The following is a 12,800-nucleotide window of genomic DNA, read 5'->3' on the forward strand; positions in this document are numbered from 1 at the left end:
ATGCCGGCCTCGACCAACATCGCGCCGCGGCCGAGCTATCCCGCGCAGTTTCTGACCGTGACGGGGCGTGCGCTGGCGCAGCTCGTGCGTTCGCCCTCGCATTCGCGCCGCGCCGAGGCCGCGCGAAAGCTGGCGCGCCATTCGCTATGGCTCAGCGCAGCGGGCGCGGCCCTGGTCATCGCGCTGATGCTGGCGTTCGACCTGACTGAGATCCAGTTGATGCCGGCGCGCGGCACGCCCAGCCTGTGGCCGATCCGCATCCTGACCGATTTCGGCAAGGACGAGTATGTGCTCTCGGCGCTGGCCGTCGCCCTCGTGGCCGTGGCGCTCGTTGCGGCCGGCCTTTACGGCACCCGCCGCGCGCTGCTGCTCGGCCTCGGTACGCGGCTCCAGTTCCTGTTTCTATCCGTTGCATTCTCGGTGTTGATCGCCGAGATCCTGAAATATCTCATTGGCCGCGGACGTCCGTTCGTCGGCGGCAAGGCCGACCCGTTCAACTTCATCCCGTTCGAGGGCAGCGGGGCCTATGCCAGCCTGCCATCCGGCCATGCGGTGACGGCGTTCGCGCTCGCTTTCGCGGTGTCCGCACTCTGGCCGCGGCTGCGCGTCTTCATGTTCACTTACGCAATCGTGATCCTGCTGACGCGCCTGGTGCTGCTCGCGCATCATCCGAGCGACGTCGTGGCCGGCGCCCTGGTCGGCATGGTCGGCGCCATGGCGGTCCGCTACTGGTTCGCGGCCCGTAGGCTCGGCTTCGCCATCCGCGCCGATGGCAGCATCTTGGCCATTCCAGGACCGGTCGGCGGCCGCCTCAAAAGGGTTGCCCGCGGGGCCTCCGCCCCATAAAAGCGGCTGCCTGCCGGGGCCGCCGGTTCCCCGAGGCGCAGGCCAATTCCAACCACGAGCCTCATTTGTCGACGTCCCAGCCTTCGGTTTCCATCGTCGTTCCCGTGCGCAACGAAGCCGACAACATCGCGCCCCTGATCGAGGAGATCACCGCGGCGCTCGACAGCCGCTGGGATTACGAGATCATCTACGTCAATGACGGTTCGACCGATACGACCGGCGAGCGGCTCAAGGCCATCATGGCGCAGCGGGGCAATCTGCGTCAGCTCCGACATGCAAAATCCGGTGGCCAGTCCGCTGCCGTGCGCAGCGGCGTGCGTGCCGCGCGCGGCGCGATCGTGGCCACGCTCGACGGCGACGGCCAGAACAATCCGGCGTTCCTGCCGGACCTGATCGCGGCGGTCGAGAAGGGCGCCCATGTCGGGCTCGCCGCGGGCCAGCGCGTCGGACGCAAGGACACGGGCTTCAAGAAATTCCAGTCGCGCGTGGCGAACAAGGTCCGCAACGGCATCCTGAAGGACGGCACGCGCGACACCGGCTGCGGCCTGAAAGCATTCCGGCGCGAGGTCTTCCTGGCGATGCCCTATTTCGACGGGCTGCACCGTTTCCTGCCGGCACTGGTGCGGCGTGAAGGCTACGAGATCGCCTATGTCGACGTGATCGACCGGCCGCGCCGCTCCGGCGTGTCAAATTACGGTTTCTTCGACCGGCTATGGATCGGCATCATGGATCTGGCCGGCGTGTGGTGGCTGATCCGACGCAAGAAGCCGACGCCCGACGTGACCGAGGTGACACCTCATGACTAGCCTTCTCAACTATCTGCACGACGTCTTCGTCGTGAAATTCGACGCCTGGGTGATCCTGGGCTTCGTGGCGCAGGCGTTCTTCACCATGCGCTTCGTGGTGCAGTGGATCGCGTCCGAACGTGCGCGCAAGAGCGTCATGCCGGTCGCGTTCTGGTTCTTCTCGGTCGGCGGCGGTGCGCTGCTCCTGGTCTACGCGCTCTATCGCAAGGATCCCGTGTTCATCGCGGGCCAGGCGCTTGGCCTCGTTGTCTACCTCCGCAACGTCTATTTCATCATCATCAACGGCAAGCAGGTCTCGAGCGAATAGCTCGCTCTTGCGTGCCTCATCGGCATGAACAAGTTACAAGCTGTCCTGTTCACATCTGTCCTTCTGGCCGGCCTGCTGTTACTTGGGCTCGGCCTGTTCGAGCTCGGCAGCACCGTCGCGTTCCTTGTGCGGGCCGAGCAGACCGAAGCGCGCTTCGTGGGTGCCGTCGCGCGGACCGGCGGGAATCATGGCGGAACGTTTCTCTATCCGTCGTTTCAATTCACGACGATCGACGGGCGCTCGGTGACGTTCACGTCCTCGTCGGGCTCGACCGCTCAGCCTTATTCAGACCGCGAGCAGGTCAAGATAGCCTACGATCCACGGCGGCCCGAGGATGCGCGGCTGCTGTCGTTCCTGACGCTGTGGATCGCTCCGGTCCTGCTTTGCGGCGCGGGCCTGCTGCTGGCGGGCGGCGCGGTTCTTGTTCGCGCCGGGCTAGCGCGGCAACGCCGAGGCCGCGCCTGAGGCGGGCAGGGCGACTGTCTCGGTCTCGGTCCTGCGATACGGCTCGCCCGCGGCATCCAGCACGGGATAGGCGACCGAGCAGATGTGCGAATGGATGCGGCGCAGATCGCGCAGCACGTCGAGGTGCAGCGAGGTGGTCTCGATGGTCTCGGGGCGGCCCTCGCGCAGGCGGTCGAGATGGCGCTCGACGGCGGCAAGCTCGGTGTTCTTCAGCGTGGTCTTCTCCACCAGCAGCTTGCGCGCTTCATTCGCATCGCCCGACATGAACACGCCGAAGGCGATCCGCAGCGATTCCATCGTGCGCTTGTGGAAGGCGGCGAGCTCGTCGGAGCCCTCGGCCGAGAACTGGAAGCGGCGCTTGATCTTCTTGGTCGCAAGCTCGCTCAGGCTCTTGTCGATGATGTCGCCGATGTGTTCGAGGTTGATGGCGAAGGAGATGATCTCCATCGCGCGCCGCCCCTCGCTCTCGTCGAGGCTGCCCCGCATCAGTTTCGTCACGTACAGCTTGATGGCTTCATCCAGGCCGTCGACGACATTGTCCATCTTCGAGACCTGGTCGACCAGGGCACGGTCGCCCGTCATCATCGCGGCCATGACCTTGCGCAGCATCACCTCGACGAAGTCGCCCATCCGCAGCGTTTCGCGGGCGGCGTCGGCGAGCGCCAGCGACGGCGTCTCCAGCGCGGTCTCGTCCAGATAGCGCGGGCGGGCCGGATCGGTGTCCTGGATGCGGTCGGGCAGGAGGCGGGTCAGCAGGCGCGACATGGTGTCGAGCAGGCCGATGAAGATGATGGCGGTGCCGACATTGAAGGCGATGTGGAAGGCGGCCGTCATCCTGGCGAGATCCGGCTGCCAGGCGTGCATGTGCTCCGCGATCGCGCTCAGGAATGGCAGCACCAGTGCAATCCCGATCACGCGATTGACGAGATTGCCGACCGGCAGGCGGTAGCTCGCGGGATCGTCGCGCCTGGCCCCTTCGAACACGGGGTTGATGGCGCTGCCGAGATTGGCGCCGAGCACCAGAGCCAGGGCCGCGTAGGGCGTGATGAACTGCGAATAGGCCAGCGACATGATCAGCAGCACGCTGGCGACGCTCGAATGCACCGCCCAGGTGACGAGCGCCGCGATGACGATGCACAGGATGGGATCACCCGTGATCGCCGACATCACGACGCGCACGCCGGGTGCGTTCTCGGCCGGCGCCAGCGTGTCGAGCAGGATGTGCAGCGACAGCAGCATCAATCCGAGACCGATGCAGACGCGGCCGACGTCCTTGATCCGCGAGCGCGGTCCGGAGCGGAAGGCGACGAGCCCGAGGACGAACAGCACGGGCGCGACGGCAGCAATGTTGAACGACAGCACCTGCACGATCAGCGTCGTGCCGACATTGGCCCCCAGCATGATGGCAAGCGCTGCGGCGAGGCTGACGAGGCCCTCGGCGGTGAACGAACTGGTGATCAGGGCTGTCGCGGTGCTGCTCTGGAGCAGCGCGGTGAGCCCGAGGCCGGCGGCGAACGCGCTGACGCGGTTGCCGAGCGCCTTGCCGAGCAGGCGGCGGAGGTCCGGGCCGAAGGCGCGCAGGATCCCGCTGTGGACCATGTGCAGTCCCCACAGCAACAGCGCCACGCCGCCCATCAGATCGAGCAGAACCAACGTTCCCATGCTCCGTGTCCGGATTGGAGTCGATTGGTGAAGCTAGCGCCAAATGTCTGGGGATCAAACCATTTGTTGGCGCGTCGGCGTTAACGTTTGCGGCGGCTGCGCGTTCCCGCGGCGCGCGTTGGCGCGTCCGCAGGCGCGATGCCTTTTGAGCAGGCTCACATTGCTGCCTTGAGGGCAGCGAAGCCGCGATCGAGATCCGCTTTGAGGTCGTCGGTGCTTTCGAGCCCGATATGCAGACGCAGGGTAGGGCCGCCCGGCGCCCACTTGGTCGCGGTGCGATAGCCGTCGCAGTCGAAGGGAATCGCAAGACTTTCGAAGCCGCCCCAGGAGAAGCCCATGCCGAACAGATTGAGCGTGTTGAGCATGGTGTCGACGGCCTTCTGCGGGGCCGGCTTCAGCACGATGCTGAACAGGCCCGAGGCGCCGGTGAAGTCGCGCTTCCAGATCGCATGGCCCGGATCGGTCTCGAGCCCGGGATGCAGCACGCGCGCGACCTCGGGACGGCTTGCGAGCCAGCGCGCCATGTCGAGGCCGGAACGATGATGCTGCGCCAATCGCACCGATAGCGTGCGCAGGCCGCGCAGCGCCAGGAAGACGTCGTCGGGGCCGGCGCAGACGCCGAGCAGGCGGATGCCCTCGGCGATCTGCGGCCAGGCTTTTGCGTTGGCCGAGATGGTGCCGAACATGATGTCGGAATGGCCGCCGATATATTTGGTCGCCGCCTGCATGCTGATGTCGACGCCCTGCTCGAGCGAGCGATGATAGAGCGGGGTGGCCCAGGTGTTGTCGTCGACGACGAGCGCATCGCGCGCATGCGCGACCTCGGCGATGGCGCGGATGTCGGGCATCTCGAACGATTGCGAGCCCGGCGCCTCTACCAGCACCGCACGCGTGTTGGGCTTGAACAGCTTGTCGATGCCGGCGCCGATCAGCGGATCGAAATAGGTGGTCTCGACGCCGTAGCGGGCGAGCATGCCGTTGCAGAAATTGCGCGAAGGCCGATAGACATTGTCGCAGACCAGAATGTGGTCGCCGGTCTTCAGCACCGAGAGCAGGGTGGTGGAGATCGCCGACAGCCCGGATGGCACGATGCCGACGCCGGCGCATTGCGGCCCCTCCAGCGCCATCAGCGTGTCCTGGAACGCCCTGGTCGTCGGGGTGCCGTGGCGGCCATAGGTGAACTCGCCGCGATGGGCATGCAGGTCCTCGGCGGTCGGATAGAGCACGGTCGAGCCGTGGAACACCGGCGGATTGACAAACCCCTTCTGCGCCTTGGTGTCGCGGCCGGAGGTGACCAGCCGGGTCTCGGCCTGCTGCTGGGAGGGGTGCGAGGAATCCATGCGCCTGCTTTCAAAACTGCGTTTCCGCCGGGCGCGATGCGCCCCGCTGGCCGGCCGAAAGGCCGCTGTCGTTAATAACAGAACACAGAAGAGTCCCGTCAACCCCTTGACCCGGCTCGCCAGTCGTTCTGTGATGCGTAGGTGCTATTCAGTCGCCGCATGTTGAGGGGCCTGCCGCGACCTTCGATCCATCGTCTGACCGGACCTTGCGCCACAGCCATAATGGCGGGCGCCTGCGGCGGGGATTAAGGTATGGCCTCCCGAGATCGGCGAGTGTTCGGCAAGGTTTTCCAGCATGACTCTTGCAAGGCTCACCCTGGCAGAGACGATCCTGAGACAACATTCCTGACCTTGAGACGACCCTTGAAAGGCCTTCCCCCCATGAAACGCGTAACCCTGGCTCTCACTCTTGCTCTCGCCGCCGGCCTGACTGCCCAAGCCGCCGATGCGCAAACGCTCAAGACCGTCAAGGACCGGGGCACGCTGTCCTGCGGCGTCAGCCAGGGCCTGCCGGGCTTCTCCGCGCCCGACGACAAGGGCAACTGGACCGGGCTCGACGTCGACGTCTGCCGTGCGATCGCGGCCGCCATCTTCAACGATCCGACCAAGGTCAAGTTCGTGCCGACCTCGGCCAAGGACCGTTTCACGGCGCTGCAATCCGGCGAAATCGACGTACTCTCGCGCAACACCACCTGGACCATCTCGCGCGACACCTCGCTGGGCGCCAACTTCACCGGCGTGACCTATTATGACGGGCAGGGCTTCATGGTGAAGAAGTCGCTCAAGGTGAATTCCGCCCTCGAGCTCAACAGCGCCTCGGTCTGCGTGCAGACCGGCACCACCACCGAGCAGAATCTGGCCGACTACTTCAAGGCCAACAACATGAAGTACGAGGTGATCGCGTTCGGCACCAACGACGAGACGGTCAAGGCCTATGAGGCCGGCCGCTGCGACGTGTTCACCACCGACCAGTCGGGCCTCTATGCCAACCGCCTCAAGCTCGCCAATCCCAATGACCACATGGTGCTGCCCGAAATCATCTCGAAGGAGCCGCTCGGCCCGATGGTGCGCCACGGCGACGACCAGTGGTTCGACATCGTGAAATGGACGCTGTTTGCCCTCGTCACCACCGAGGAGCTCGGGGTGACCTCGAAGAACGTCGACGAGAAGGCGAAACTCGAAAGCCCTGAGCTGAAGCGCGTGCTCGGCAGCGACGGCAATTTCGGCGAACAGCTCGGCCTGACGAAAGACTGGGTGGTGCGGATCGTGAAGGCGGTCGGCAATTACGGCGAGGTGTTTGATCGCAACGTCGGCGCGGGCTCGCCGCTCGCCATCAATCGCGGCCTCAACAATCTCTGGAACAAGGGCGGTCTCCAGTACGCGCCGCCGATCCGCTGATCCCGCTTGAGCGGCACGCGGCGATGAGCACCGAGGCTCGAAAACCGCCGGCCCAGATCGCGCTGAAGATCAGGCGCATTCTGGGCGGCAAGGCAGGCTGGAACGGCGTCGCCGTCCAGTTTGCCTTCGCGGCGATCCTGGGCTGGATCGGTTATGAGATCGTCTCCAACGCCCGCGCCAACCTCGAAAACCAGCACATTGCCGCCGGCTTCGGCTTCCTCAGGAACAATGCCGGCTTCGACGTCAACCAGACCCTGATCTCCTACACTGGCTCGGACACGTTCCTGCGCGTGTTCATCGTCGGGCTTCTGAACACGCTCGTGGTCTCGGTGGTGGGCATCTTTTTCGCCACCGTGATCGGCTTTATCGTCGCGCTGTGCCGGCTGTCGCCCAACTGGCTGCTGTCGCGCATCGGCGAGCTCTATGTCGAGATCATCCGCAACCTGCCGCTGCTGTTCCAGATCCTGTTCTGGTACCTGGCGGTGCTCGCGGCGCTGCCAAATCCGCGGCAGAGCATTTCGCTGCTCGGCATCGCCTTCGTCAGCAATCGGGGCCTCGTCATTCCCCGTCCGATCGGCGAGAGCGGGTTCGAGCCGTTCCTGGCGATGCTGGTCCTCGGCATCGTCGCATCGCTGGCGTTGCGCTTCCATGCGCGGCGCGCGCTGTTCCAGCGCGGGCAGGTGATCCGCATCTGGCCTTATGTGCTGGGCCTGCTGTTCGGGCTGCCGCTGGTCACGATGCTGGTGTTCGGTCTGCCCTTCACCTTCGAGCTGCCGCAGCTCAAGGGCTTCAATTTTGCCGGCGGGTCGCGGATCATCCCGGAGTTCGTGGCGCTGACGGTCGCCTTGTCGACATATACCGCCGCCTTCATCGCCGAGATCGTGCGCGCCGGAATCCTGTCCGTGCACAAGGGACAGATGGAGGCGGGGTCCTCGCTGGGCTTGAGCCGCGGCACAACGCTCCGGCTGATCGTCGTGCCACAGGCGATGCGCGTCATCGTGCCGCCGCTGACCAACCAGTATCTCAACCTCACCAAGAACTCCTCGCTGGCGGTCGCCATCGGCTATCCCGACCTAGTGTCGGTGTTCGCCGGCACCTCGCTGAGCCAGACTGGACAGGCGATCGAGATCATCGCCATGACGATGGGCGTCTATCTCTTGATCTCGCTCGTCACCAGCGCCGTCATGAGCGTCTACGGTTGGCGCGTCAGCCGGAGTCTGGGCGCATGACCGACATCACCTCGTCCAGCTTCGTTCGCCAGGACCTGCTCACCGAGCGTCCCGCGCCGGTGAAGACCACGGGCTTCGTCGGCCTGATGCGTACGCGCCTGTTCAACTCGCCGACCAACATTCTGCTCACGATCGTGGGCGCCCTGCTGCTCTGGTTCACCATCATTCCCTCAGTCAGGTTCCTGATGGTCGATGCGGTCTGGGCCGGCAAGGATCGCACGGCCTGCCTGGCCGAGAATGCCGGATTTGCGGTCGGCGCCTGCTGGCCCTACATCCAGGCCAAGCTGCCGCAACTGATCTACGGCTTCTATCCCGAGGCCGAGCGCTGGCGGGTCAACCTCACGCTCATCCTGGCGGCGGTCCTGCTGGTGCCGCTGCTCGTTCCGCGCCTGCCGTCGAAAGGGCTGAACGCCGGCCTGTTCTTCTTCGCCTTTCCGGTGGTCGCATTCTTCCTGCTGCGCGGCGGCGGCATCACCGGCTTTGGCCTGAGCTGGACGGCCGGCCTCCTGCAATTGTTCAACGACAGCATCATCGGGGCAGGGCAGGCCCTGCTCAATCTCAGCAAGACGTCGGCCATCGCCCCATTGCTGTGGGTCGTTGGCAACCTCGTCGTGCTTGTCGGCACGGCGATCTACTGGCTGATCTTTCCGCTGACCTGGCTGCGCGATCAGCTCCAGGGAACGGGCCAGTCGGTCTGGGTCGATTTCGCCATCACCGCGGTGATCGTCTCCCTGATCGCCTTCCTTCTCGGCGGTGGTGTGCGCGCCGGCTGGCGTGCGCTCGCATCGAGCATTGCCACCTTCGTCGCCATCGCCATCGTGATCAAGCTGATGGGGCTCGATCATGGCGGGCTGCCGGTCGTGGAGACGAGCCTGTGGGGCGGCCTGCTGGTGACGCTGGTGGTGTCCGTCACCGGCATCGTCACCTCGCTGCCGATCGGCATCGCGCTGGCGCTGGGCCGCCGCTCCACCATTCCGCTGATCCGGATCTTCTCGATCGCCTTCATCGAGTTCTGGCGCGGCGTGCCGCTGATCACCGTGCTGTTCTTCGCGACCTACATGCTGCCTCTGTTCCTGCCCGGCAATTTCACCGTTGACGGTCTGGTGCGTGCGCTGATCGGCATCGCGCTGTTCACGGGCGCCTATCAGGCCGAGAACGTTCGCGGCGGGCTTGCTGCTATCCCGCGCGGGCAGGGCGAGGCCGCGGCCGCCCTGGGGCTGTCCTGGTGGAAGACGACCTCGCTGATCGTGCTGCCGCAGGCGCTGCGCCACGTCATTCCGAACCTCGTCAACAGCTTCATCTCGCTGTTCAAGGACACTTCGCTGGTCTCGATCGTGGCGCTGTTCGACCTCCTGGGCTCGCTCAGGGCCTCGTTCTCGGATCCGAAATGGTCGACGCCGTCCACGGCGTTCACGGGTTTCGCGTTCGCGGGGATCATCTATTTTCTGTTCTGCTTCGGAATGTCACGCTACTCGCTGTTCGTCGAGCACCGCCTCAACGCCCACCGCCGCAACTGATCGAGGCCACCATGTCCGACCCCATCGTCAAGATTTCCGGCCTGAACAAATGGTACGGCGAATTTCACGTCCTGCGCGACATCGACCTCGAGGTGAAGAAGGGCGAGCGCATCGTAATCTGCGGGCCCTCGGGCTCCGGCAAGTCCACGCTGATCCGCTGCATCAACGCACTGGAGGAATTCCAGGAGGGCGAGATCGTCGTCGACGGCATCGCGCTCGGGCCGAACCTCAAGCATGTCGACGCGGTGCGCCGCGAGGTCGGCATGGTGTTCCAGAGCTTTAACCTGTTCCCGCATCTGACGGTTCTGGACAATTGCACGCTGGCGCCGATCTGGGTCCGCAACATCCCCAAGAGGGATGCCGAGGCAACCGCGATGAAATTCCTGGAGCGGGTCAAGATCCCGCACCAGGCCAACAAGTTTCCGGGCCAGATGTCCGGTGGCCAGCAGCAGCGCGTCGCGATCGCGCGCGCGCTGACGATGAACCCGAAGGTGATGCTGTTCGACGAGCCGACCTCGGCGCTCGACCCCGAGATGGTCAAGGAGGTCCTCGACACCATGGTTGACCTCGCCGGGGAGGGCATGACCATGCTGGTCGTGACCCACGAGATGGGATTCGCCCGCGAGGTCGCCAACCGCGTCGTGTTCATGGACGCCGGCCAGATCATCGAGGCCAATACCCCGAACGAGTTCTTTGCCGCCCCCCAGCACGCCCGCACGAAACTGTTCCTGAGCCAGATTCTGCGGTGAGCGCCTGAAAATCCGGCGGCCTCGCTGCTCCAACCGACCCACCAGCTTCGCACCATGCGAATCAGCTTGCCTCTTTTCGGACCATCCTCCGGAGAGAGACCTTGCAGAGCAGTGTCGGCGCGCGCGCATACCAGAATGCGCGATTGGAAAAGAAGCTGAGGAAGCAGGCGGACGCCGTCATGTCCTTCGCGATCGAGGCACTTGGGCAGGGCAGATTTGACGAAGTCGAGATCCTTTGCCGCGAGATCCTGAAGGAGGTTCCGGATCACTTCCACGCCACGCACCTGCTCGGCCTGCGCGCGTTCGACGGCGGGTGGCTCGAGGACGCGCAATTCCTGCTTGAGCGCGCCGTTGCACTCGATCCGCGTTCGCCCGATGCCCATGGCAATCTCGGGGCCGTGTATTTCGCGCTCGAGAGGTTCAAGGATGCCCGCGCATGCCAGGAGAAGGCGATTGCGCTGAAGCCGAATTGTCCGATCACCCTGACCAATCTCGGCAATACGCTGCTGCACCTCGGCCTCGCCAAGGAGGCGATCGAACTGCACGAGCGCGCCATCAGGCTGAAGCCGAACTATGCCGATGCATTTTGCAACCGCGGGATGGCGGAACTGATGATCGGCCAGTTTGAGCGCGCCGGGGTGGACTTCGATCGCGCCCTGTCGTTTCAGCCGCGTCACGCCGAAGCGATCGCCGGCAAGGCCATGGTGAGCCTCGAGCTCCGGCACTTCGAGGCGGCGGAGGCCGCCTTCGAAGCTTCGCTCGCGCTCAAGCCGGGCTCACCGCGGATTCTGGTGCAGCGCGGACGGCTCCATTTGACCCTGTACCGGCTGGAGCAGGCGGCCGCGGATTTCGATGCAGCGCTGGCGCAATCGCCACGGAACGAGCTCGCGCTGTGCTGGAGGGCGCAGGTCGACATTATGGTGAGGAACACGGCGGGGGCGATGGCGGGCGTCAAGACCCTGCTTGAGGTCAATCCGCAATCCGAGGCGGGCATGTCGCTCCTGGCCTCTTGCTATGCGAACCAGGGAGACATCGCGACGGCGCTCGAATATCTCGATGCGGCGCTGGCGATCGCGCCGGACTTTCCGGAGGCCATCGGATACAAGATTTTCGTGCTGGATTACCTGCCGGAGGCCGATTTCGTGGTCCAGCAGGCGGCACGAAAATATTGGTGGGATCAGATCGGCGCCAAGCTTCCGCAAAGGACCCTGTCGCCGCGCGATCTCGATCCGGACAGACGGATCGTGATCGGATATGTCGCGTCGGAATTCAGGCAGCATTCGGCGGCGTACACCCTGTTGCCGGTGATGCGCCATCACGATCACGCCAAGTTCAAGATCGTCTGCTATTCCTGCTGGCCGTTGCAGGATGGGATGACCGAGAAGTTCAAGGCTTGCGCAGACGTCTGGGTCGAGGCCGCGCAGTTTTCGGACGATGAACTGGCCGATCGTATCCAGGCCGACGGGATCGATATTCTGATCGATGTGTCCGGACATACGACCGGCAGCAGGCTCCATGTTTTCTCGCGGAAGCCGGCCCCCATCCAGGTCACGGGCTTCGGGCACGCAACAGGCACGGGCCTTCAGACGATGGACTACGTGCTCGCGGATCCGATCTTCATTCCGCAGTCGGCGCGCCACCTGCTGGCCGAAAAGGTCTATGACCTGCCGAGCCTGATCACGATCGATCCCATCCTGGACGTGCCACCTTCGGAGCTTCCCATGCTCCGCAACGGCTATGTGACCTTCGGTGTGTTCAACCGCATCTTGAAGATCTCGGACGAGGCCATCCGGGTGTGGTCGAAGGTGATGCGTGAGGTGGCGGGATCGAAGATCATCATCAAGAACGGGCTGCTCGACGATCCGATGCTGCGCGACGGTCTGATCGCGCGGTTCGTGGCACAGGGCATCGCCGAGGAGAACGTCATCTGCATGGGCTCGACCTCGCGCCGCGAGCATTTGCGGGCCTTTGCCAATGTCGACATTTCGCTCGACACCTTCCCGCAAAACGGTGGCATCAGCACCTGGGAATCCCTCTATGCGGGCGTCCCGGTCGTCGCCAAGCTCGGTAATGGCTCCTCGTCGCGCGCCGGCGGCTCCATCGTGGCGGCCGTCGGTCTCGGCGACTGGGTTGCCGATGACGACGAGGGCTATGCCGCGATCGCGTGCAAATTTGCCGCGCAGCCTGCCCATCTGGCGAAGCTGCGCGCGGATCTGCCGGCGCAGATCGCCAATTCACCCGCCGGCAACGTCGAGATCTACACGCGTGAGGTCGAGGCGGGATATCGCAAGTTCTGGCGCGACTATTGTGCCGAGGCCTCGGAAACATGCGACGTTGCGTAGGCACGTCCGCCGCGCCGGACCGCGACGTCCGAGGCCTGAGATGATCGACATCAGCTTTGGATGGTGCATGCCCGAGGCTGGTCCCGAGCCAGATCCCGCGCGGGGCACCGGAAGATCCCGGGGTGTTGCCGGTCCAGCC

Annotated in this window: 11 protein-coding genes; 9 read left to right on the forward strand and 2 right to left on the reverse strand. The window is 64.8% G+C overall.

The features are described 5' to 3' along the window. From WN73_RS38780 to WN73_RS38795, 4 genes are all read left to right on the forward strand, one after another. Entirely contained in the window at window positions 1–846 is an 846-nt protein-coding gene (locus WN73_RS38780; RefSeq protein WP_271557492.1) for a phosphatase PAP2 family protein, read from the forward strand. A gap of 65 nt (window positions 847–911) precedes the next feature. Next, window positions 912–1,652: a glycosyltransferase family 2 protein gene (locus tag WN73_RS38785; RefSeq protein ID WP_028174100.1), complete on the forward strand. Its 741-nt coding sequence runs from the start codon at window positions 912–914 to the stop codon at window positions 1,650–1,652. Continuing rightward, window positions 1,645–1,959, forward strand: a complete 315-nt coding sequence (locus WN73_RS38790) for a lipid-A-disaccharide synthase N-terminal domain-containing protein (RefSeq protein WP_011087215.1) — start codon at window positions 1,645–1,647, stop codon at window positions 1,957–1,959. The genes WN73_RS38785 and WN73_RS38790 overlap by 8 nt, the downstream gene beginning before the upstream one ends. Window positions 1,960–1,983: 24 nt before the next feature. Beyond that, complete coding sequence (locus tag WN73_RS38795) at window positions 1,984–2,424, forward strand: DUF3592 domain-containing protein (RefSeq protein ID WP_271557495.1); 441 nt, start codon at window positions 1,984–1,986, stop codon at window positions 2,422–2,424. Here the strand turns inward: WN73_RS38795 and WN73_RS38800 are convergent. Beyond that, entirely contained in the window at window positions 2,395–4,086 is a 1,692-nt protein-coding gene (locus WN73_RS38800) for a Na/Pi cotransporter family protein (RefSeq protein ID WP_271557496.1), read from the reverse strand. The two genes, WN73_RS38795 and WN73_RS38800, sit on opposite strands and share 30 nt — an antisense overlap. Window positions 4,087–4,241: 155 nt before the next feature. Continuing rightward, entirely contained in the window at window positions 4,242–5,426 is a 1,185-nt protein-coding gene (gene metC / locus WN73_RS38805; RefSeq protein WP_271557498.1) for a cystathionine beta-lyase, read from the reverse strand. Window positions 5,427–5,807: 381 nt separating this feature from the next. Between metC and WN73_RS38810 the strand changes: the two genes are divergently transcribed. The 5 genes from WN73_RS38810 to WN73_RS38830 all read left to right on the forward strand — a co-directional run bounded on the left by WN73_RS38810 (window position 5,808) and on the right by WN73_RS38830 (window position 12,661). Continuing rightward, the gene (locus WN73_RS38810; protein ID WP_011087218.1) at window positions 5,808–6,824 is read left to right on the forward strand and encodes an amino acid ABC transporter substrate-binding protein; all 1,017 of its coding nucleotides are present in this window, start codon (window positions 5,808–5,810) and stop codon (window positions 6,822–6,824) included. Between the two features lie 23 nt (window positions 6,825–6,847). After that, window positions 6,848–8,053: an amino acid ABC transporter permease gene (locus WN73_RS38815; protein WP_060912270.1), complete on the forward strand. Its 1,206-nt coding sequence runs from the start codon at window positions 6,848–6,850 to the stop codon at window positions 8,051–8,053. Then, window positions 8,050–9,570, forward strand: a complete 1,521-nt coding sequence (locus tag WN73_RS38820; RefSeq protein WP_271557501.1) for an amino acid ABC transporter permease — start codon at window positions 8,050–8,052, stop codon at window positions 9,568–9,570. The genes WN73_RS38815 and WN73_RS38820 overlap by 4 nt, the downstream gene beginning before the upstream one ends. 11 nt (window positions 9,571–9,581) lie before the next feature. Beyond that, complete coding sequence (locus WN73_RS38825) at window positions 9,582–10,319, forward strand: amino acid ABC transporter ATP-binding protein (protein WP_028174094.1); 738 nt, start codon at window positions 9,582–9,584, stop codon at window positions 10,317–10,319. Between the two features lie 101 nt (window positions 10,320–10,420). After that, the gene (locus WN73_RS38830; RefSeq protein WP_271557504.1) at window positions 10,421–12,661 is read left to right on the forward strand and encodes a tetratricopeptide repeat protein; all 2,241 of its coding nucleotides are present in this window, start codon (window positions 10,421–10,423) and stop codon (window positions 12,659–12,661) included. Window positions 12,662–12,800: the final 139 nt, after the last annotated feature.

Source organism: Bradyrhizobium sp. CCBAU 45394 (genome assembly GCF_028128655.1).
GTDB classification, from domain to species: domain Bacteria; phylum Pseudomonadota; class Alphaproteobacteria; order Rhizobiales; family Xanthobacteraceae; genus Bradyrhizobium; species Bradyrhizobium diazoefficiens.

Excerpts from the sequence above, each read along its gene's own strand:
- WN73_RS38780 (WP_271557492.1), top strand. The coding sequence starts at position 1 with ATGCCGGCCTCGACCAACATCGCGCCGCGGCCGAGCTATCCCGCGCAG.
- WN73_RS38790 (WP_011087215.1), top strand. The coding sequence starts at position 1,645 with ATGACTAGCCTTCTCAACTATCTGCACGACGTCTTCGTCGTGAAATTC.
- WN73_RS38795 (WP_271557495.1), top strand. The coding sequence starts at position 1,984 with ATGAACAAGTTACAAGCTGTCCTGTTCACATCTGTCCTTCTGGCCGGC.
- WN73_RS38800 (WP_271557496.1), bottom strand. The coding sequence starts at position 4,086 with ATGGGAACGTTGGTTCTGCTCGATCTGATGGGCGGCGTGGCGCTGTTG.
- metC (WP_271557498.1), bottom strand. The coding sequence starts at position 5,426 with ATGGATTCCTCGCACCCCTCCCAGCAGCAGGCCGAGACCCGGCTGGTC.
- WN73_RS38810 (WP_011087218.1), top strand. The coding sequence starts at position 5,808 with ATGAAACGCGTAACCCTGGCTCTCACTCTTGCTCTCGCCGCCGGCCTG.
- WN73_RS38815 (WP_060912270.1), top strand. The coding sequence starts at position 6,848 with ATGAGCACCGAGGCTCGAAAACCGCCGGCCCAGATCGCGCTGAAGATC.
- WN73_RS38820 (WP_271557501.1), top strand. The coding sequence starts at position 8,050 with ATGACCGACATCACCTCGTCCAGCTTCGTTCGCCAGGACCTGCTCACC.
- WN73_RS38825 (WP_028174094.1), top strand. The coding sequence starts at position 9,582 with ATGTCCGACCCCATCGTCAAGATTTCCGGCCTGAACAAATGGTACGGC.